Raw genomic sequence first — 21,231 nt, 5'->3', positions numbered from 1 at the left:
ACGTTAAGCGGTTTGGGCATATCCCATTGCAGATTATTTCCCTGCATCCATATCGCAGTGCATCCGGGTCCAGCCCTTATAGCCCACCACCTCCGGCTCTTTGTCCGGCAGGTTTTGATAGTTGGCCTTATAACCTTCCGTTAAATGGGCTAAAGATGCTTTCATAAACACCACCGTTCCCCACGCAGCACCTGGAAACTCAGGACTGGTATGACCGTCCACATACTCGCCACTGGATTTATGCTTGCCTGGTCTGTAGAGATAATACGTGTCATCAAAGTATTGATAATCTATACCCGGTCCACCCGGCGCCAGACGCGGGTCGTCAAAAGGGTATGAACTCAGATATAAATGCCCCTTCGCCGTGGTAATAAATGCCTGATTATTAACCACCACCACTCTTTTTATTTCTTTTCCTTCAGGTCTGTCGACCATATTCCCATCAGAATTTTTCTCTTGCCCCTGAGATGGGGACATATACGTTGCGACCTGCCACGTTTGTCCATAGTCTTTAGATATTGTATATGCACCGGGTTCCCATTCAGGAATAAAGATGTATTTATCCGATGGATGGATATATATCCCAGAGAATATCCTGAAGGAAGCAAATACTCCATCATATATCTCTTTATGAATATCTTTTCTAATGTCATGATACCAAAGCGCTCCCTCACAATAATAGCCTTTTAACTCCAGATAACGATTATCGTCATAACGATAAATAACCTGTGAGGGTGTTTTTTTTGTACAGCCAGAGATAACACATAGTGAAATTGCTACGACGATTACGCTTACCACATTTCCCATTATCATAACTCATCCTTAAACGTTAAGTATTTTGGGCATATCCCATTGCAGATTGGGTGTCTCGGTATTATATATTTCATTATGTCTGGCAGGTTTAACCGTTGTTGAATGGCAATATTCGTTAACCACGCCAAACGTTCCTGTCGGTAAAATATCATCTGGTTTATTCATATATATTTTTGTTTTCCTGTCGTTTAGCTCTCCTGATTTATAATATTCAACTGCTTCCTGAAGACCATTACGCTTCATACGCCAGTCCCCGCGCAGGAGTAGCTCGGTCCAGAATTCTCCGCAGCGGTGATCAAATGCTCTGCATATTCCCACCGCCAGATCGAAAGGCATCGCTTTCGCGGGGGCATCTTTCGACATAACAATAGAGGAATGCTGGCTGTAACCAACCTGCTCTGATTGCATCCATTCTTTTTGCAGCTCATCCGGCGTTTTTTCATAAATCAACTGAACGGTCTTATTGTATCCCCCGCCCAGAACAACGCCTTTGGTATAAGGCTTGCCATATTTTTTGGAGAATATCGCAAGTTCAGTGGGCGTTAATTCCTGGCCCGGCTGTAAATAATCGAAACCTGCGCTGCTGAGATTTTTGAAATCTGTCTCAGTGCGCGCAATAACCGTGGCTTTTGCAGAAAATGAGATGTCCTGATCGGGTGAACCTGGCGCTATCGAATATTTATACTGACTTCCCGCACCCTGTAACTGGTGTCTGAAGGTGACGGGGAGCTGCTCACCATTCACAACAACATCCGCAAACGTATATTGTCTGGTCGCGCCCGTATCCTGATTAAAGCTATTCTTTTCTAACGCCGGCATTTCAAAAGGCACGCTCAGCGGGCTGCCGCCTATTTCCGGACCATTTTCACAGAAAACCCGCTGGCGCAGATTTTCTATGCCGCTGGCAATGTTATGGGGGACTCCCCGCCAGCCCAAACCCTGGACGTTAAGTAATGAAACCACGCTGTCATTGGGGCAAAAATAGTTATATACCTTGCCAAAGTTATTACGCGTATAAAGTTTATTCTTGCGCCACTGTGAATTGGTTTTACTCAGGCACAGCGCGCCTTCTAATTCATCAATCTCGGCCTGCGTGTGATATTGCCCCTTACCGTATCTGGCGTTGGTCGCCATCAAATGACAGAAATTGCGGAACGTCTGCTGCCGGGCGCGATCCGTTTGATGATGTCCGGGCGTCATGCTTTCAGCAGCCGTTTTTTCCAGTGCGTAGGGAGAATGGTTAAGTATCACGCAGTCAGCGGGTTTCTCATTAGCCTGCATGACCAGCATATTGGCGAGCATAGTGATAATAGTCCCCTGTGAATGTGCAACAATATTAATTGGGTCCAGTTTTGTTGCTGGTTCTCTTCGAATCATCAGCATTAAATCAGCCAGCCGCTGCGCGGCAAAAAACTGATAAATACGGTGCGGATTATCATAAATAGGGTGCGTAAAATCCCCGGCATTCATATACAGTGATGCAAATCCTGCCGCACCGTTCGCCAGGCCGCCGGAGCCCGGCCCTAACATATCCGGAATAGTGGTTGTCGCATTGGCAAAGGTACCCCCGCCTTTGGCGTACACATCATCGAGAACATTACCGAAATTATCATTCTGATATTTCAAGGTGGTTTGGGGAATATGGCCCAGTTTTTCCAGCTTTGTGTTGTCATCTTCCTGATAGGCGTTGTAAGGCAGTTTTGCGGCGTCTCCTGATTTAGCCCGTTCTTCGCGATAACGCCGCTGGTCTTCTATATACGTCGCATGATCGACGGGTTTATACCCCCAATAAAATGGAATGACCGGGCTGCGTCCGGGCATTTTTATATTCTGCTGCTCGCCATCGCCCATATCCATTTTGTACTGCTGCCATTCATGCGGATACATATCCGTGCGACCCATACGTTCATTCAGGCCAGCGATAATACCCTCCTCCTGATTCTGATAGGCCTCGCCCACATCGTTGACGCCGTGCACAAGGATCACAATGCAGGGCATGGAATACTTAACGGGCACGTCGCAGACCGCCATTTTTCCGCCCGTAGATTTAGGCACGCCCTGTACACCTGTCGCCACCACCTGCGGATTAAAGGGATTGTTACTCATTTGGCAAAATCTCCATTTTCATTTCGTCCATTTCAGTCATATCCAATAACGGCGTCATTCCTTCATCGTCTGTGACGCCTTCAATGGTTTTGCCTGATGCCTTAGTCAGTCTGAATTTTGTATTTTTCAGAACATCGTCTGGGTTGCCAGAGCCATGTAATTTAATGCGGCGATGAAACTGTTCTTCCTGAAAGACAGGGGTTTTGTCTTTTGCCGACTCCGGTCCGCTCCAGTCAAGAGTGGTGCCTTTCAACTGCACTTTTGCGGGAGAGAATATTTTTACTGAGCCGTCTTCATTTATTCTGATACCGCCACCACCGCACAAAAGCTGGATATTCTTCCTGGCGCTGATGGTCACGTTGCCGTTCATACTCTGAATATGAAAATGCTTATCAGAAAGCAGGCCCATTTCCCCGCGCTGCGCCTGGACGGAAATATCATCTTTTGCGGCGATGATTTTGATTCCGATAGCTCTGCTGAAAAGTGACAGGCCCTGCCCAACGGCCATTGAGAGTTTTTTAAAGACGTTAAAACTGCCGTTGCTGGCGGCGTTTAGCGACAAATCTTTGTCTGCTGATAATGCCATCGTTTGCGGTGTCAGCAGGGCCATACCGTGATCGGCGTAGGCCACCAGCCCCGAGCGGGTAAGCTGTTCAAGCGCGGCGTTAAGCTGCTGCTGCGGTCCCAGTTCGACATTTAACGCCTGTGCCGTCAGCGCGCTCTGCTGAAGCGACGTTGCCAGCGTAAGCGCGGCCTGAAGCTGCTGAACCACTGCGCTCATATCGAGCTGCTTACCCTGGGCTTTTGGCTGCGCCTCAGTCGTGAGTAGTATCCCCTTTGCCGCCCTCAGGACCGCGCGGTCATCGGTGCGCAGTTCTGCGCCTTCGCCGCGAGGTTTACCGCCAGCATCTACAAGATGGCCCATGTTCAACTGCGTTTTGCCGTACTCGGTACTCAGTTTGACGTGTTCCTGCCCGCGCCGGTCCTCCATCCGCAGCTTATTAAGACCCGCAGTGCGGATGACGTTACGAGTATTGTTGCGGCTGGTAACGGGATCAGGCTTTGGAGCATGATGCAGAGCGTGCGCAATAAAAGGTCTTTCCGGATCGCCGCCTTCAAACGCAATGGCGACCTCTGTGCCCTGGATTAACGGAAAGTGATGACCATAAGTATCACCGGCATAAACCCGCGCCAGACGAACGGGCATGCTTTCATAACCTTGCCTGTGCTGGTCGAGGTCAAAATCAAACTTCACCCAATAGCGACCCTGCACATCGATATGAGCATATTGGTCATTGTCTATTGGTGATGAAACGATCGCGGGAACAGTACCTGCAATACGTGGCCGGGGTAGCGGCTGCGGTCGAAAACAAACGTTCTGGCTGTAGGGAATACCGATAAGCCGGGACTGGAGCGCTGCATCGCGCCTCCCCGTCACCTGCATTGCCGTTACCACAAATCCAGAGGCGAAGGCATGTGGAATGGCGCCGTCAATTTCCAGCACCATCCCCGGCACGATCGACGGACTGGTGGTCACACCGGTTAAAATGGATTGATTATTAAGAATAATTTCGTGATGCAGTTTGGCGTAAAACCAGCTGGACTCGCCTGGCTGCGCCTCGGCAAATTGCGATCCTGGCTGATGATGGATATCCGCATAGCGATACTCTGTGCCATATGCCGTAGCCCTTTCCGCAGACACATCGGCGTCAGCGTTTAGCATCTGCGAGTTTGCCAGCCTGTAATCAAAGTTCTTCACTTTAACGCCAGCGGAGACAACGTTGTGCTTTGATACCAGCTGATCGATCGAATACTCATTTGATGTCAGCCCGGCATGGGATGAGTGCATAATCTTTTGATCAAAGAGGTATTGGCATTGTGAATCACTGAAGATAACCACCATAATGTGCGAAACAGCATGATGATTTGCGATCCTGAACCAGATCCCAACTTCTGACAGGATGCGGCTGATAAACGCTAAATCTGACTCCTCCCACTGAACAATCATTTCCCGGTTGGGATAGATACAAACAAGATTATCAAAGTCGATTTCATAATCGGCAAAAGCATGTTCTTTGAGGATCTGCGTGACCAGTTTCGGCACATTTATGTTCAGGTAAATAGCCGAACGCTTGCATCGTGAGAGTAATGCCAGCTTATGCTCTAACCTGATTTCGTACAGTGACTCATCCGCTGATGTGCTAATAAGCGAAAATGACGTAATGACGCCTTCAATTTGCCGTTCATATAGCCACTTCTCAGAACCTTGAATATATTTATTCCAGTTATGATTAGGTGCTCTGATTTTCAGCGAGCCTTCAATGTTAAGAAGTGAGTCAGGAGGGATGTTTTTTTGTTTTGATGTGAATGTAATTTTATAACTGTATGGTTTACTTAAATTTTCATGACCTTCAATTGTTTCAACATCCAGCAACCCTAACTTACCCTCGTCCCTAACAGAGAATAAATACTTATTTATACTCTCCTCTGAAACTATACCTTCCAGATTATAGAACCCTGATCCTTTTTTCATTATCGCATCCCTTACCAAAAGAAAGTAATACATAAGAAATAAAGTCCAGTCAGCATATCAACAATAATAAAAAAAGGGTTATTTTTTTACTGGAAACAAATCTGGAAAGTGAATTAATTATTATTAGTTAAACGTGTAATATAATCCTGACATATAAATAAACGATTAACTGGCGCGAATTTAGATTCAATGACATCATTTTCTAACAAAACGGTTTATATAGCCCAGCATTCGTTTTTTCATCGTAAGGCAACAATCCAATAATCACATCCAAATGGTTCCAAAAACTGAGGCGCGACTAAAAAAACAAGCATTAAGACAATGATTTTTAATAACATTTATAAAAACAGCCTTTTTATTTATTATTTTATTGAATAAATCACATCCTTCCATAAAAAAACACAATAAAATATAACTATTCCCTATTCTGCTGTGAGGGGAGAGGTAACTGGATTATGCCCATGTGTTCACCAGGAAAGATTTTGGTTTTCTCCCTCTCCCCTTGAGAGAGGGCCGCATAAAGGTCATCTTATCAGCCACAGGAGAATCAATGAAACGCTCCGCAATAAACGAGATCCTTGGCCACACGCGCCAGTTTTTCTCTCAGCACGACGTGCATCTCCCCCCTTTTGCCAGTTTCCCGCCGACCCAATGGCGCAAGCTTGATGCCTCTGCCTGGGGCGAAGTGTTCGACCTTAAGCTCGGTTGGGATGTCACCGCGTTTGGCGGCAACAATTTCGCCGCGCAAGGGTTAACGCTGTTCACTCTGCGTAACGGCTCGCCGAAAGGTATGCCTTATGAGAAATGCTACGCCGAGAAAATCATGCATGTTCGCGATGCACAGGTCACGCCGATGCATTTTCACTGGCGCAAGCGCGAAGACATTATCAATCGCGGCGGCGGCAATTTAATAGTGGAACTGTGGAATGCGGGGATCCGGGAGCAAACGGAGCAGACCGACGTAAGCGTGGTGATTGACGGCTGTCGGCAAACCCATGCGGCAGGCAGTCAGTTGCGCCTGACGCCGGGTGAAAGCATCTGCCTGCCACCGGGCCTGTATCACAGCTTCTGGGCGGAAAAAGGTTTTGGCGACGTGCTGGTCGGCGAGGTTTCGTCTGTTAATGACGACGACCACGATAACCACTTTCTGCAACCGATCGCCCGCTATAACGACATTGAAGAAGACGAACCTGCGCAGCTGGTGCTGTGTAACGAATATCGCCTGTTCCGCTAACCAAGGAGCGCATTATGCCGTTGATATCTCTCGCTGATGGCCTTGCCCATGCCCGTGAGCATCGCTATGCCTTAGGGGCGTTTAACGTTCTGGACTCCCACTTCCTGCGCGCGCTGTTTGCCGCGGCAAAGCAGGAACGTTCGCCGTTTATCATCAACATAGCCGAGGTGCACTTTAAATATATCTCCCTGGATTCTCTGGTCGAAGCGGTCAAATTCGAAGCCGCGCGGCATGACATTCCGGTGGTATTGAACCTTGACCACGGCCTGCACTTTGAGTCGGTGGTTCGGGCACTACGCTTAGGGTTCAGTTCAGTGATGTTCGATGGCTCCACGCTGGAGTATGAAGAAAATGTCCGCCAGACCCGCGAAGTGGTAAAGATGTGCCATGCCGTCGGCGTGTCGGTGGAAGCCGAACTGGGCGCGGTGGGCGGTGATGAAGGCGGCGCGCTGTATGGTCATGCCGACGAGTCGTTATTTACCGACCCGATGATGGCGCGTGATTTCGTCGACAGAACCGGGATTGACGCACTGGCGGTCGCCATTGGCAATGCGCACGGAAAATATAAAGGCGAACCGGTGCTCGACTTCCCGCGTCTGGACGCTATTCGCCAGCAGGCGGCAATCCCGCTGGTACTGCACGGCGGTTCCGGCATCAGCGACGACGATTTCAAGCGCGCGATTGAACTCGGCATTCATAAAATCAACTTCTATACCGGCATGTCGCAGGCGGCGCTGTCGGCAGTAGAGACGCGGATGGCGAATCGTCAGCCGCTGTACGACGAATTCGCCGAACTGCTGCTCGGTATTGAAGAAGCCATTACCGATACCGTTTCAGAACAGATGCGCATTTTTGGCAGCGCGGGACGGGTCTGATGGAACGCAAAGGCGTTATCGCTGCAGGCAACATGCTGGTCGATCATGTACATCAAATTGTGCAGTGGCCGGAACGCGGCTGGCTGGCGGAAATCACCCGTAGCGAACGCGCCACGGGCGGTGCGCCGCTCAACGTGCTGCTGACGCTGGCGAAAATGCACGCCGGACTGCCGCTACAGGCGGTGGGGTTAATCGGTCAGGACAGCGACGGCGACTACATCATGGCGATGCTGGAGCAGTATCACGTTAATCGCCAACACGTGCAGCGCACAACATTCGCCCCCACGTCGATGTCGCAGGTAATGACCGATCCCAGCGGTCAGCGCACCTTTTTCCACTCGCCTGGTGCCAACCGACTGCTGGATCTGCCCGCTTTTGAGCAACTGGATACCTCGATGAAAATCTTCCATCTTGGGTATCTGCTGCTGCTCGACAGTCTGGACATGCCGGATGAGGAGTACGGGACGCGTAGCGCCCGGCTGCTGGCACAAATGCGCGACAATGGCTTTGAAACGTCGCTGGATCTGGTCTCACGCAAGGGTGACCCGCGTTACCAGCCTCTGGTGATGCCGGCCCTGCGCCATCTCGACTATCTGGTGATTAACGAGCTGGAAGCCGGGGAGTTCAGCGGGCTGGAGATCCGCCAGCCCAACGGCGAACTGCATATTGCACACATCGCCACCGCTGCGCGCGAGCTGTTGAATGCAGGCGTACGCCAGCGGGTGGTTATTCACTGTCCGGAAGGTGCCTGGGGTGAAGCGCCGGACCTGCCGGGCGTCTGGATCCCGTCACACTATCTGGCGCAGGAGGAGATCGTTGGCAGCGTTGGGGCGGGAGATGCGTTTTGCGCCGGATTTTTGTATGGCTGCCATGAGCGCTGGTCGCTGACGGACAGCGTCAGACTGGCGCACGCCTGTGCGCGGGCCAGTTTGCTGTGCGCCAACGCGATAGACGGCGCGAAAACGCTGGCAGAGTTAGAAGCCGGGATGGCTGATGCCTGATGCGCTGCGCTTATCAGGCCTACGGGGTCGTTATCACTTTTGTAGGCCGGATAAGGCGTTTACGCCGCCTTATCGTGATGCTGCACGTCGGCGGCAAACACATAACCCAGCCCGCGCAGGGTTTTGATCAACATTGGCTGGTGCGGGTTGATCTCTATTTTTCGCCGCAGCCGCATGATTAACACATCAATGGTGCGGTCAAACACCTCGACGCTGTCGCTGCGCGTCAGTTCCAGCAGTTGTTCCCGACTCAGCACCCGGCGGGCGTTTTGGGCCAGCGCCAGCAGCAGGCTGTATTCCCCCTGCGTCAACTCCACCTTCAATTGCTGGGGATTATGTAGCTGGCAACCGGCAGTATCGAGATGCCAGCCGTTAAAAGAAAGCCCCGAAGTTTGAGGGCCGCCGCTCTCTGCCATTAACACGCCGACGCGTCTGAGCACCGCCTTTACCCGTGCCACCAGCACCCGCGCATTGAACGGTTTACCGATGTAGTCGTCAGCGCCCATCTCCAGCCCGACAACCACATCCGACTCGCTGCCAAGCCCCGTCAGCATCACCACCGGTAATCCGGGTCTCATCTTTTGCACCTGCTGCAGCACCATCAGACCGTTAATATCAGGCAACATCATGTCCAGCAATACCAGAGCGATTTCCGGCTGAGTCTCAATGCAGCGCAGCGCCTCCTGCCCGGTGTGACAAGCGGTCACCGCAAAGACGTGTTCGCTTAGCACATCCTGTAAAAGTGTGCAGACAGCGATGTCATCATCCACAACCAGTATGGCTGGCTTCATTGTTTTTCCCCATTTCTGGCCAACTTAAATGAGTGTGATTGATTCTGCACAGAGTGACAGCGATAAGGCACAAGGATGTGTGGGAAACATAACCTCGGTCACACTGCCGGGCCGTCACGTATTGGAGATTCGTCACGTCAAATATGACGACAGCCTGTTTTTCGTCAGGGTTTTGCGCAAAATTCGCCCGTAATATCAACTAATGCCCCTGATAAAAACATGGCATAAAAGATGCATAGCTAAAGCGACAAGCGCGTATGCGCGATTTGATTAACTGGAGCGAGACCGATGAAAAAAGTCGTCACGGTTTGCCCATATTGCGCATCAGGTTGCAAAATCAACCTGGTGGTCGATAACGGCAAAATCGTCCGGGCTGAAGCGGCGCAGGGGAAAACCAATCAGGGTACCCTGTGTCTGAAGGGCTACTATGGCTGGGATTTTATCAACGATACCCAGATCCTGACCCCTCGTCTGAAAACCCCAATGATCCGTCGCCAGCGTGGCGGCAAACTGGAATCTGTTTCCTGGGATGAAGCGCTTGATTACGTCGCCACTCGTCTGAGCGCCATCAAAGCGAAGTATGGCCCGGACGCTATTCAGACGACCGGTTCATCTCGCGGTACGGGTAACGAAACCAACTATGTAATGCAAAAATTCGCGCGCGCCGTTATTGGTACCAATAACGTTGACTGCTGCGCTCGCGTCTGACACGGCCCATCGGTTGCAGGTCTGCACCAATCGGTCGGTAACGGCGCAATGAGTAATGCTATCAATGAAATTGATAATACAGATTTAGTGTTCATCTTCGGGTATAACCCGGCGGATTCCCACCCGATCGTGGCGAATCACGTGATTAATGCTAAACGTAACGGGGCGAAAATCATCGTCTGCGATCCGCGCAAAATTGAAACCGCGCGTATTGCCGACATGCACATCGCGTTGAAAAACGGCTCGAACATCGCGCTGCTTAACGCCATGGGTCATGTCATCATCGAAGAAAAACTGTACGACCAGGCGTTCGTCGCCTCCCGTACAGAAGGATTCGAAGAGTACAGCAAGATTGTCGAAGGCTACACGCCGGAGTCCGTCGAAGATATCACTGGCGTTAGCGCGCAGGATATTCGTCAGGCTGCACGTATGTATGCCACGGCAAAAAGCGCGGCTATCCTGTGGGGCATGGGTGTTACCCAGTTCTATCAGGGCGTGGAAACCGTGCGTTCACTGACCAGCCTCGCAATGCTGACCGGTAACCTCGGTAAGCCAAGCGTGGGCGTTAACCCGGTTCGTGGCCAGAACAACGTTCAGGGCGCATGCGACATGGGCGCGCTGCCGGATACCTATCCGGGCTATCAGTACGTTAAGTTCCCGGAAAACCGCGAGAAATTCGCTAAAGCCTGGGGCGTGGAAAGTCTGCCTGCGCATACCGGTTATCGCATCAGCGAACTGCCGCACCGTGCGGCGCATGGCGAAGTACGCGCGGCGTACATTATGGGTGAAGATCCATTACAGACCGATGCTGAACTCTCCGCAGTGCGCAAAGGCTTTGAGGATCTGGAACTGGTCATCGTGCAGGATATCTTCATGACCAAAACTGCCGCTGCCGCAGACGTTATTTTACCGTCTACGTCATGGGGCGAGCATGAAGGTGTCTTCTCTGCGGCTGACCGTGGCTTCCAGCGCTTCTTTAAAGCCGTTGAGCCGAAGTGGGATCTGAAAACGGACTGGCAGATTATCAGTGAAATCGCCACCCGTATGGGCTACCCGATGCACTACAACAACACCCAGGAAATCTGGGATGAGTTGCGTCATCTGTGCCCGGATTTCTACGGTGCAACTTACGAGAAAATGGGCGAACTGGGTTATATCCAGTGGCCTTGTCGCGATACCTCAGAAGCCGATCAGGGTACGTCTTACCTCTTCAAAGAGAAGTTCGACACCCCGAACGGACTGGCGCAGTTCTTCACCTGCGACTGGGTAGCACCAATCGACAAACTCACTGAGGAGTACCCGATGGTGCTGTCTACAGTGCGTGAAGTCGGCCACTACTCTTGCCGTTCGATGACCGGTAACTGTGCGGCGCTGGCCGCGCTGGCGGATGAACCGGGCTATGCCCAGATCAACACCGCCGACGCAGAACGCCTGGGCATCCAGGATGAAGAACTGGTATGGGTTAATTCGCGTAAAGGCCGGGTCATCACCCGTGCGGCAGTCAGCGATCGTCCAAACAAAGGTGCGATTTACATGACCTACCAGTGGTGGATTGGCGCATGTAATGAGCTGGTAACCGAGAACTTAAGCCCGATTACCAAAACGCCGGAGTATAAGTACTGTGCCGTTAACGTTGAACGCATTGCCGATCAGCGCGCTGCCGAGCAGTATGTCATTGATGAGTACACTAAGCTGAAAGCCAGCCTGCGCGAAAGCGCGATGGGTTAGTCCGTTTACGTACCTGTTCTGCAACAGCCTCCGCCCGGAGGCTGTTTTTTTATCCATACGATCTCTTTATACTGTTCATTCCGTACCCTAAATAAAACTCAAAATGAAACAACTCATTGCATTGATGTTCTTTATGACATTCTTTGCCCATGCCAGTGATACTGAACCAGGAAGCCAGTACTTACAGGCCGCTGAGGCAGGGGACCGTCGCGCACAGTACTTTCTTGCCGATAGCTGGTTCAGTTCAGGCGATTTGAGCAAAGCCGAGTATTGGGCGCAAAAAGCCGCCGACAACGGCGATGCCGACGCCTGCGCGCTACTGGCGCAAATCAAAATTACGAATCCGGTCAGTCTGGATTACCCCCAGGCCAAAACGCTGGCGGAAAAGGCAGCCAAAGCGGGCAGTAAAGCGGGAGAACTGACCCTGGCGCGGATTCTGGTCAACACCCAGGCAGGACACACAGATTATCCTAAAGCTATTACCTTGCTGCAAAACGCCTCCGAAGACCTGGAAAATGATTCCGCCGTCGACGCGCAAATGCTGCTCGGACTGATTTACGCCAACGGCGTGGGTATTCCCGCAGATGATGAGAAAGCGACATGGTATTTCAAGCGTAGCTCAGCCATTTCCCGCACCGGTTATTCCGAGTACTGGGCCGGAATGATGTTCTTAAACGGTGAACAGGGTTTTATCGTGAAGAATAAACAGAAAGCGTTGCACTGGCTGAATCTGAGCTGTATAGAAGGGTTCGATACCGGCTGCGAAGAGTTTGATAAGTTAACAAACGGGTAATGGTTTGCATTGCCGGATGAACGTAGTCGCTGTAGGCCTGATAAGCATAGCGCCATCAGGCAACCCGGAGCAGGTTGCCGGATGGCGGCGTTGCCTTATCCGGCCTACAAGGCAGTCTTATCAAATTTACCCAGCATCTCGCGCTCGTAGGCCAGCGCTTTTTTGCGGTCAAATTTGTGTTCCCACTTGGCGATAACCAGCACCGCCAGCGCGTTACCCACTACGTTCAGCGCGGTACGCGCCATATCGAGGATACGGTCAACACCGGCGATAAACGCCAGTCCTTCCAGCGGGATCCCCACGCTGCCAAGCGTAGCCAGCAGCACCACGAATGATACGCCCGGCACGCCCGCAATCCCTTTTGAGGTCACCATCAGCGTCAGCACCAGCACGATTTCCTGCCACAGCGACAGGTCGATACCGTACAACTGCGCGATAAAGATAGCAGCGATGCTCTGGTACAACGTTGAACCATCAAGGTTGAATGAGTAGCCGGTCGGCACCACAAAGCTGGTGATTGAAGCTGGCGCGCCATAGGCTTCCATCTTCTCGATAATACGCGGCAGTACGCTCTCGGAGCTGGCGGTAGAGTAAGCCAGAATCAGCTCATCTTTCAGAATGCGGATCAGGATCCAGATGCTCAAACCGCAGATACGCGCGACAATCCCCAGCACCACCAGCGCGAAGAACAGGATGGCGAAATGCACCAACAGCACCAGCTTCGCCAGCGGCCACAGGGAGGCAAAACCGAAGTTCGCGACGGTAACGGCAATCAGCGCAAAAACGCCGACTGGCGCGTAGCGCATCACCATGTGAGTCACTTTAAACATGGTTTCGGAAATAGAGCGGAACACGGTAACCAGCGGCTCGCGGTGAGTTGCCGGCAGGGACGACAGACCTAAACCGAACAGCACTGAGAAGAAGATAATCGGCAGCATATCGCCTTTTGCCATCGATGCGACGATATTGGTCGGCACCAGTGACAAAATTGTCCCCATCAGGCCATGCGCGTGGCTCTGTACTTCTGCGGTCGTGCTTTGATATTTCGAAATATCCACGGTCGCCAGTTGCGACATATCAATCCCGGAACCCGGCTGGAACACATTGGCCAGCGTGATCCCAAGGATAATCGCCACGGTGGTGATCACTTCGAAATAGAGAATTGTTTTGGCGCCAATGCGGCCCAGCTGTTTGGCATCACCGACCCCGGCAATACCGACAATCAGCGTAGAGATGACAATGGGCACAACGATCATTTTGATCAGATGGATAAAGATATCGCCCGCCGGTGACAGCAGGTTTACAACCAGCCATTCACGGCTGTCGCTATGGTAATGCAGGTAACTCCCTAGCAGAATGCCCAGCACCATGGCGATTAGAATCTGCCATGCCAGGCTGACTTTCAAATTTTTCATAACAACGGACTTCCTCGATGGAGCGCTATTCCACATGCGGTGTGTGGGAATAGTACATACTGAAAGGGTATGAATTGTGTTGCGTTCGTTTATGGAGTTTTTTAACGCTTATTATCATTATCATCTGCATGGCATTCCGCGCAACCCTCTAAGAACAGGGCCTTTGGCTGAATTTATGCATAAAAATGCGATTTTATCGCGGTAACAATGAATAACTTTTTGTTATAAAAGAATTTTAATATGTTCAAAAATGAAGAAGTCATGGCATGATTTTTTTTTGCTCAATTGTTCGTTTGCCTATTTTTTAAACAGACAAAATGATACAAATCACAAAAAAAACAAATTTATTTTTGCCGATTCTGCAACAACTTCGCCATATTAATAGAGTCAATGAGCTGCGCCCGGTTCACCCTCGGCGAGTTTAAATCCATAACTTTTTGCCACACTGATATAGCCTGGGCGTATTCTGCCTGCATAAACGCATCTGAAGCTAACAGCATCAAGGCGGTGACCTCTGCCGGGTCCAACGCCAGGGCCTTATCAATCATCTCGCGAGTGGTCGGCGTCATATGTTGTCCGGCCTGGTAGTACAATACCGTTGCCATCGCTGAATAGATCTCAGCATTTTCACCACCTACACGCAGCGCCTGCTCATAGGCCAGCAGTGCATTATGGTACGCGTTTTGCCAAAGATAGTACTCCCCAAGTTGCGCCCATTTCACACCGTCCTGTGGATTGGCGCGAATTTGCGTTTGCAGCAAAAGCAGCTGTTTTTCCTGAAGGTTCTCATCGGAGAACGCATGTAAAGGGTCCGCCAGCCGCGCCTGCTCCTGACGAACCGCCTGCCATTTTGGCGTCGACAGGTAACCTCCTATGCAGACCGCAACCATCAGCACCGCTACAGCAGTCAGCCGCTTCACAGGCATTGGGCGTAACGGCGCAGTGGAGTGTTCGCCCTGATTCATTGCTCACCCTCCTCTACGCGCTGACGACTTCTCACCCGCCAGACCACCACGCCCACCAGTAATAACAGCAGGCACGGCAGCGCCCACAGCAGCAGCGTTTGCTCATTCAACGGCGGGTTGTAGCGCACGAAATCACCGTAACGGTCGGTCATCCACGTCGTTATCTCGGCTTCACTTTTCCCTTCCGCCACCATGCTATAAACCTGATGGCGCATACTGACCGCTACCGGCGCATTGGATTCCAGCAAGTTTTGGTTTTGACACTGTGGACAGCGCAGTTGGCTGGCAATAGACAGCGCTTTTTCCTGCTGTTGCGGGTTGGCAAACGTCCATGTGTCCACCACCTGGGCATGGGTGGCAAAAGGCAGAAAAATCAGTAAAGCCACAAGTAACATCGTTTTGCCGGATGGCGGCGTGAACGCCTTATCCGGCCTACCCTGCTTTTCACTCGTAGGCCTGATAAGCGCAGCGCCATCAGGCAATAACTCAGGATGCTTCCTCCCTCGCCATGCGCTCAGCAACGCGCCAAACACCATCAACAATCCCCCTCCCCAGATCCAGCGCACGCCAGTCTGCACGTATAAGCGCATGGCGTAACGGTCCGCTCCGGTTTTTTCGCCTATTACCGCGTACCAGTCATGCATCAGGTTCCAGCTGATCCCCGGCTCCATCATCTGTTGACGGCGCGCGGCATAGAAGCGTCTTTCTGGCTGCAGGGTGCCAATGCGTTTCTCATCCTGCCACAGCGTGATCTGCGCTTTTTCACTGGTGTAGTTACCTTTTGCTTCCAGGTCGAGACGCTCAAAACGAAAAGTGTATCCCGCCAGTTCCACCTGCTGCCCCGGGCTCAGATTCAGGCTTATCTCCTGACGACTGCCGCTGGAGAAAACGATCCCCGCAGCAAACACCAGCACCCCGGCATGCGCCAGCAGCGCCGGAAGTTGACAACGCACAGACACTTTGCGGCTTCTGATCGTTGCCAGCACGATAACCAGCAGCATCAGCAGGCCAAAAGGCAGCGTGGCGCGGTTAAAGTACGGCGAGCCCACGGAGAGCCGCCCCCAGCCAAACAACCCGTAAATCATCGGATAGAGGGTACCAATCAGCACAATCAGCAGCACCGCGCAAAAAAGTAATAACGCGACCAGAATCAGCATCTCGCGCGACCAGCCGCCAAAACGCCCACTCTGGCGGACTTGCTGGCCTCGCCAGGCGTACAGCCCAAGCGACGCCAGGCTCAATACGGTAAACAGCGCAAACAGCGGCGCGGCGCGAACGTTATCCAGCGCGAAAGCATGCACCGAAACGAGAATGCCGGAGCGCACAATCAGCGTCCCGAGCAGCGATAAAATCAGCGTGACGATCGCCAGCAACAGCGACCAATGGCGGAAGATCCCCCGCTGGCGCGTGATGTACAGGCTATGCAGCAGCGCGCTGGCGGAAAGCCAGGGTAATAAGGAGGCATTTTCTACCGGGTCCCAGAACCACCAGCCGCCCCAGCCCAGCTCGCAGTAGGCCCACCAGGAGCCGAGGATAATCCCCAGCGTTAGCGCGCACCAGCCGGGCAGCGCCCAGCGCCAGCACACCCAGGCGCTCTGCGCATTAAAGTCACCACGTAGCAGCGAGGCTAGCGCCACGCCTGCCGCCACCATTAAACCACCGTAACCCAGGTACAGCAGCGGCGGATGGAGGATTAACCCGAGATGTTGCAGCATCGGATTAAGGTCGCGCCCTTCGATGGCCGGCGGGAAGATGCGCACAAACGGATCGGACCATACCACCACAAACAGCAGCAGCAAGGCCGTAATCATTGAGAGGACGCTGAGCGTCAGCGGAAACAGCGCGTCGGAATCACGCCGATAGCGAAAAGCAAACAGCGCGCTCCAGCCGGAAAGAAACAGCACCCACAGCAGCAGCGATCCTTCATGACCGCCCCACACCGCCGCCAGTTTTAATCCCCACGGCAGCAGGCTGTAGCTGTGCTGAGCAACGTAGACCACCGAAAAGTCGCTGGTCAAAAAGCAGAATACCAGAATGGCAAAAGCCAGCAGCAGCAGCGCAAATTGCGCCCATACTCCCACGCTTGCCAGACGCATCACCCCTTGCCAGCGCTGGCGGACACCCACCAACACGGCAAGCGGGGTCAACACATTGACCCCGAGGCTTAATAACAACGCCAGAAAACCGGCTTCAGGAAGGAGAACGTCCAGATATCACCTTACGCAACGGTTAGCTGACCCGCATAGAGTATAAAAAAGCGCAGCAGCAGTACGCCGGTCAGGCTGGCGCCGCACACTGCCAGCACGCCATGAAACGTCGAACTGCGGTTGGCCCAGGGTTTTAGCAGCATCGGCAGTATCAGCCCAAGCCCAGCTACGCCAAGCCAGAACCACCAGGTCCAGAATCCGCCGCCCAATGCCGCGGCCAGCGCGCGCATTTTACCGTCATCGCCCAGCGCCAGACCAACAAAGAACGCCGCCAGCAGGAAGATCTCCAGCCATACCACCGGAACCTCCATGCGATGCACAAAGTGCGCTTCAGTGCTGTGGGGATTGCTACGATGTCGTAACGCCATGGCGATCAGCGCCACCGCCGCGCCGGAGGAGATCCCGGAGAACAGGAACAGCACCGGCAGGATCGGGTTATTCAGGAACGGGTAGGATTTCAGTGCCGACAGCAGGAACCCGGTATACGCCCCGAGCAGGACCGCCAGCACCAGCATTAACGTCTCCAGCGCGCGATGAAATGGCGTTATCAACGTCAACACTTTCTGCACGATTCCTAACCGCGGCAGCCAGCGCTGTTGCAGGGCAATCACCTCTTTTTCAAAGATTTTTGCCAACCACAATACTAATACCACCATGTACAACTGGAACAGCATAACCCCCATCGACATCACCGAGGTGAAGCTGTAATGGAACATCAGTTTCCAGAAGGTCCATGGACGCGTCAGGTGGAACACCAGAATTAACAGACCGAAGATTATCGCCCCCGGCCCTAACACCAGCGTAGTGCGCAGCAGCGTGCTGTCCGAACCGCCCGCCTCCGGATGGAAACGACGTAGCAGAATCGCCAGCGTGACCAGTCCGGCAGAGATGCCAATCAGGAACAGATAGATGGCAATGGGCCAGTCCCACACCAGTGATTCAAAATGAAATGCAGAAGCGGATGTCATTGGCTCACCTCCCCAAATTTAAAGGGAACGCGGTAGACCTTCGGTTTTGTACCCAACGCCAGCTTGTAACGGTAGGTGGTTTTCTGCTGCAACAAACGGGAGATATCGCTGTTGGGATCGTCCAGATTACCAAACGTCAGCGCCTTCGTCGGACATGACTCAACGCAGGCGGGCTGTTTGCCCGCTTTCAGGTTGGTTTTCCGGCAGAAATCGCATTTATCCGCCGTTTTGCTCACCGGATGGATAAAGCGCACGCGATAAGGACACGCGGCGATGCAGTACTGACAGCCAACACAAAGGTCCGGGTTCACATCCACAATACCGTTGGCTGCATCGCGATACGATGCCCCCGTCGGGCAGACGTCAACGCAGGGAGCGTGGTCGCAATGCTGGCATGAGTGGCGAAAGAAGCGATACTTCACATCAGGAAACGTTCCCTGCGGCTCGCTGCGAATAATCGTCAGACGCGATACGCCTTCGGGCACGTTGTTGACTTCCCGACAGGCATCCATGCAGGCCGTACAACCGATGCATAATGACTCATCATGTACCATACCGTAACGCACGCCGTTGATGTTCAGCGTCTGCGCCACAACGCGTCCCGCCGTCCCGCTCACTGCCACCAGCGCGCCGACGCCGGTGATAAACTGGCGACGAGAGCAACTCATGGATGCTCCTTAAGCAACGGAACCGACGCCGGGTTAAAGTTCGGATTGTTACGCTGATCGCTGTGGCAATCGACGCAAATTTTGATCCGTCCTTTATCACTTAGCGTCTGCATCGTGTCTTGCTTCGGATGCAGTGAGTGACAGCTGGCGCACGCCACTTTGGTTACGTGGACATCGTGCGGCCAGAACGCTTTTTGCAACTGCTCAGGCAGGTGACAAGACATACAGACGCTGTTCTGCTGTTCCACGTTGTACATCGGCTCATTAAAGCGCATCACATCCTTCACCCCCTCACGGTGGTTCGGTGACGGCTGGCCGTGACAGTTGGTGCAGGTGACCGGCAGTTTGTTATTCGGGTTGATGACTTCCGCATGCTTACCATGCATGCCCTCGGTATCCGGCTTGTGACAGTCCAGACAAGCGGCATCCGGATTACGCTGTTGGGTAACCGTCCAGCGTTGATCCGACTCCTGCGGCGTTGGCGTGGCAGTGATTCCACTCAGGCTCCATAACAAGCCTGACGCCAGCACCCCAGCAGTTAATAACGAACGTAATACGCTCATATTCACTCCGTTGAGTTATCCGCCCCTTGCGGGGCGAAATGGGGTTATTGGCTTAACAGACCGTTTTTACGCGCCTGATCTTCCCACTGCGGAATCACCGTCTTGATGAACTCCTGCTTCTCAGCATTGATTTGCTGCATGTTCAGACCAATCGCTGCCTGAGCTTTCTCTTTAGTAGAGATATCCGGTAACGGGATTTCATGCGTGATGCCTTTGGTCGCCAGCAGACGGACCAGTTTGGTACGCGCATCGGCGGCTTTATCCATTGCGCTACCCAGCATCCGCAGACCTTCTTCCGGGGCGTGCATGTGAATACCATGTGAGGCGATAGACAGGTCCCAGCGCCATTGCGCGTGGCGGATATCTTCCAGAATCGGTTTCATTTCCGCTTCGGTTGCGCCCGCATCCCATGCGGCTTTCGCTTCGAAGTGCGCATGTACCAGTTGATCTTCAACCTTGATTTTCAGGTCATGAATGGCCTGTTTACGCTCGGCGACCACTTTTTGCAGGGACGCTTTGTCCTGGGTATGGCAGTTCGCGCAGGTCTGAGGGAAGTTATCGAACGGGTTACCAATCTTATGGTCGGTGTAGATCTTGCCTTCCGCGTTTTGCACTTTTGGCATGTGGCAGTCGATACAGGTCACGTTGTTCTTGCCATGAATACCTGCGCTCCAGGTTTCATACTCCGGGTGCTGCGCTTTCAGCATGGGTGTTTTAGACAGGGAGTTGGTCCAGTCAGAGAAAGCAATGTTGTCGTAGTATTTCTCCATGTTCTCGACTTTCATGCCGTCGTCCCACGGAAACTTAACGGCTTTGTTTTTACCGTCGAAGTAGTATTCCACGTGACACTGGCCGCAGACCATGGATTGCTGGTCAAAGCGACCGGCTTTCTCGAACGGTTTGCCGATCGCTTCCATCGCGCGTTCTGCATAAGGACGCGACAGGGTCAGCTCTGGCTTGCCTTTGGCGAAGTCGGGTGACGCGGTGTTATGGCAATCTGCACAACCGAGGTTGTTAACAATTTCCGGACCGCCGCGCGCCCATTTACCGTGGAAGTAGCCATCTTCACCGTCTTTCTGGATAAGACGCGCTACGTCCGGGCTTTTACAGCTCCAGCAAGCCATCGGCAGCGGGCCGTCTTCTGCCGTTTTTGGTGCGCCGGTACGTAAGGTTTCACGGACATCGGTCACGGCATACGCATGTCCACGCGGTTTGTTGTAATCGCGCGAGAATGGATATCCCGCCCACAGGATCACCAGACGCGGATCTTCTGCCAGCGCATCTTCACGGGCTGATTGCTCAGACGTGGCTTTCCAGGAGAGATATTGATCGGGATGCTGAGGAGCGAAGGTTTCATTTTTCGCTTCAACGGTGACGGTTTTTGCGGGTACAGAAGTTTGTTCAGCGTGAACAGCAGAAATAAATAATAAAGGTAATAACAGGCTGAAGAAACGGCGTACGCGTGATTTTATCCTTGCCATAGGGGTCTCATCCAGATGACGCCATTATCTGCAATGGCGGTTCTTTTATTGTTTTCCACAACAGCAACCACACGATACTGTCATGACATTGCTCCACCCTATTTGTAACAAGAAACCACACTGAAAATGTTGTCTTTAATCAATTGTAAGTGTATGTAAAATACCACTTTAGAGTTATAACACCCCTCAAACCTCTCACTCTTTGGTCTAATTCAGAGACAGATCACCTTTTCAACAATCCTTTAGATAACTACATGTTATCGCGAGATTTAATCAATTTTTGCTAGTTCCCTTCAAAATTCAGTTTGTCGCTAATTTGCACAATTCGTTTATTGCGTGATCTGCCGCGCAAATACTAAACAAAACTCTCAATGCCCCTACA

Annotated in this window: 16 protein-coding genes; 5 read left to right on the top strand and 11 right to left on the bottom strand. The window is 52.4% G+C overall.

What is annotated here, in order from left to right; genetic code table 11:
- Nucleotides 1-33: 33 nt before the first annotated feature.
- Genes LA337_00480 through vgrG form a run of 3 tightly spaced genes read right to left on the bottom strand, consistent with a single transcriptional unit; the run spans nt 34 to nt 5,452 of the window.
- Complete coding sequence (locus LA337_00480) at nt 34-813, bottom strand: hypothetical protein (protein ID UBI16227.1); 780 nt, start codon at nt 811-813, stop codon at nt 34-36.
- A 9-nt stretch (nt 814-822) separates the two neighbouring features.
- A complete protein-coding gene (locus tag LA337_00475) occupies nt 823-2,919 on the bottom strand; it encodes an alpha/beta hydrolase (GenBank protein UBI16226.1) in 2,097 nt (698 codons plus the stop codon).
- Nucleotides 2,912-5,452 carry a type VI secretion system tip protein VgrG gene (gene vgrG, locus LA337_00470; GenBank protein UBI16225.1) on the bottom strand — a complete coding sequence of 847 codons (2,541 nt, stop codon included), beginning with the start codon at nt 5,450-5,452 and terminating at the stop codon, nt 2,912-2,914. The genes LA337_00475 and vgrG overlap by 8 nt, the downstream gene beginning before the upstream one ends.
- 550 nt (nt 5,453-6,002) lie before the next feature.
- Here vgrG and LA337_00465 point away from each other — a divergent pair.
- Genes LA337_00465 through LA337_00455 form a run of 3 tightly spaced genes read left to right on the top strand, consistent with a single transcriptional unit; the run spans nt 6,003 to nt 8,562 of the window.
- Nucleotides 6,003-6,686, top strand: a complete 684-nt coding sequence (locus tag LA337_00465) for a D-lyxose/D-mannose family sugar isomerase (GenBank protein ID UBI16224.1) — start codon at nt 6,003-6,005, stop codon at nt 6,684-6,686.
- Nucleotides 6,687-6,700: 14 nt separating this feature from the next.
- Nucleotides 6,701-7,561, top strand: coding sequence for a ketose 1,6-bisphosphate aldolase (locus LA337_00460; protein ID UBI16223.1), 861 nt, complete (start codon nt 6,701-6,703; stop codon nt 7,559-7,561).
- Complete coding sequence (locus LA337_00455; GenBank protein UBI18366.1) at nt 7,558-8,562, top strand: carbohydrate kinase family protein; 1,005 nt, start codon at nt 7,558-7,560, stop codon at nt 8,560-8,562. Before LA337_00460 ends, LA337_00455 begins: the two co-directional genes overlap by 4 nt.
- Nucleotides 8,563-8,621: 59 nt before the next feature.
- Here the strand turns inward: LA337_00455 and LA337_00450 are convergent, their stop codons facing one another.
- On the bottom strand, nt 8,622-9,353 hold the full coding sequence (locus LA337_00450) for a response regulator transcription factor (protein UBI16222.1): 732 nt from the start codon (nt 9,351-9,353) through the stop codon (nt 8,622-8,624).
- 288 nt (nt 9,354-9,641) lie between these two features.
- Between LA337_00450 and fdhF the strand changes: the two genes are divergently transcribed.
- Both fdhF and LA337_00440 read left to right on the top strand, forming a co-directional pair.
- On the top strand, nt 9,642-11,789 hold the full coding sequence (gene fdhF, locus LA337_00445) for a formate dehydrogenase subunit alpha (protein ID UBI16221.1): 2,148 nt from the start codon (nt 9,642-9,644) through the stop codon (nt 11,787-11,789).
- Nucleotides 11,790-11,892: 103 nt separating this feature from the next.
- Entirely contained in the window at nt 11,893-12,582 is a 690-nt protein-coding gene (locus tag LA337_00440; GenBank protein UBI16220.1) for a sel1 repeat family protein, read from the top strand.
- A gap of 104 nt (nt 12,583-12,686) precedes the next feature.
- On the opposite strand, the gene gltP is transcribed toward LA337_00440, so the two are convergent.
- The 7 genes from gltP to nrfA all read right to left on the bottom strand — a co-directional run bounded on the left by gltP (nt 12,687) and on the right by nrfA (nt 20,849).
- A complete protein-coding gene (gene gltP, locus LA337_00435) occupies nt 12,687-13,997 on the bottom strand; it encodes a glutamate/aspartate:proton symporter GltP (protein ID UBI16219.1) in 1,311 nt (436 codons plus the stop codon).
- Nucleotides 13,998-14,341: 344 nt separating this feature from the next.
- Nucleotides 14,342-14,962: a heme lyase NrfEFG subunit NrfG gene (gene nrfG, locus LA337_00430; protein ID UBI16218.1), complete on the bottom strand. Its 621-nt coding sequence runs from the start codon at nt 14,960-14,962 to the stop codon at nt 14,342-14,344.
- Nucleotides 14,959-17,172, bottom strand: coding sequence for a heme lyase NrfEFG subunit NrfF (nrfF, locus tag LA337_00425; GenBank protein ID UBI18365.1), 2,214 nt, complete (start codon nt 17,170-17,172; stop codon nt 14,959-14,961). The genes nrfG and nrfF overlap by 4 nt, the downstream gene beginning before the upstream one ends.
- An 8-nt stretch (nt 17,173-17,180) precedes the next feature.
- The gene (nrfD, locus tag LA337_00420) at nt 17,181-18,137 is read right to left on the bottom strand and encodes a cytochrome c nitrite reductase subunit NrfD (GenBank protein ID UBI16217.1); all 957 of its coding nucleotides are present in this window, start codon (nt 18,135-18,137) and stop codon (nt 17,181-17,183) included.
- Nucleotides 18,134-18,805, bottom strand: a complete 672-nt coding sequence (nrfC, locus tag LA337_00415) for a cytochrome c nitrite reductase Fe-S protein (GenBank protein ID UBI16216.1) — start codon at nt 18,803-18,805, stop codon at nt 18,134-18,136. Before nrfC ends, nrfD begins: the two co-directional genes overlap by 4 nt.
- Nucleotides 18,802-19,368: a cytochrome c nitrite reductase pentaheme subunit gene (gene nrfB, locus LA337_00410; GenBank protein ID UBI16215.1), complete on the bottom strand. Its 567-nt coding sequence runs from the start codon at nt 19,366-19,368 to the stop codon at nt 18,802-18,804. The genes nrfC and nrfB overlap by 4 nt, the downstream gene beginning before the upstream one ends.
- Before the next feature lie 44 nt (nt 19,369-19,412).
- Nucleotides 19,413-20,849 (bottom strand): ammonia-forming nitrite reductase cytochrome c552 subunit, encoded by a 1,437-nt coding sequence (gene nrfA / locus LA337_00405; GenBank protein ID UBI16214.1) that lies wholly within the window; start codon nt 20,847-20,849, stop codon nt 19,413-19,415.
- Nucleotides 20,850-21,231 lie beyond the last annotated feature (382 nt).

The sequence above is a fragment of the Citrobacter europaeus genome (genome assembly GCA_020099315.1).
GTDB classification, from domain to species: domain Bacteria; phylum Pseudomonadota; class Gammaproteobacteria; order Enterobacterales; family Enterobacteriaceae; genus Citrobacter; species Citrobacter europaeus.
This window is presented reverse-complemented; position numbering and strand designations above follow the sequence as displayed.

Bases quoted from the DNA above. Each gene is read 5' to 3' on its own strand.
- LA337_00480 (UBI16227.1), bottom strand. From the start codon at position 813: ATGATAATGGGAAATGTGGTAAGCGTAATCGTCGTAGCAATTTCACTA.
- LA337_00475 (UBI16226.1), bottom strand. From the start codon at position 2,919: ATGAGTAACAATCCCTTTAATCCGCAGGTGGTGGCGACAGGTGTACAG.
- vgrG (UBI16225.1), bottom strand. From the start codon at position 5,452: ATGAAAAAAGGATCAGGGTTCTATAATCTGGAAGGTATAGTTTCAGAG.
- LA337_00465 (UBI16224.1), top strand. From the start codon at position 6,003: ATGAAACGCTCCGCAATAAACGAGATCCTTGGCCACACGCGCCAGTTT.
- LA337_00460 (UBI16223.1), top strand. From the start codon at position 6,701: ATGCCGTTGATATCTCTCGCTGATGGCCTTGCCCATGCCCGTGAGCAT.
- LA337_00450 (UBI16222.1), bottom strand. From the start codon at position 9,353: ATGAAGCCAGCCATACTGGTTGTGGATGATGACATCGCTGTCTGCACA.
- LA337_00440 (UBI16220.1), top strand. From the start codon at position 11,893: ATGAAACAACTCATTGCATTGATGTTCTTTATGACATTCTTTGCCCAT.
- gltP (UBI16219.1), bottom strand. From the start codon at position 13,997: ATGAAAAATTTGAAAGTCAGCCTGGCATGGCAGATTCTAATCGCCATG.
- nrfG (UBI16218.1), bottom strand. From the start codon at position 14,962: ATGAATCAGGGCGAACACTCCACTGCGCCGTTACGCCCAATGCCTGTG.
- nrfD (UBI16217.1), bottom strand. From the start codon at position 18,137: ATGACATCCGCTTCTGCATTTCATTTTGAATCACTGGTGTGGGACTGG.
- nrfC (UBI16216.1), bottom strand. From the start codon at position 18,805: ATGAGTTGCTCTCGTCGCCAGTTTATCACCGGCGTCGGCGCGCTGGTG.
- nrfB (UBI16215.1), bottom strand. From the start codon at position 19,368: ATGAGCGTATTACGTTCGTTATTAACTGCTGGGGTGCTGGCGTCAGGC.
- nrfA (UBI16214.1), bottom strand. From the start codon at position 20,849: ATGGCAAGGATAAAATCACGCGTACGCCGTTTCTTCAGCCTGTTATTA.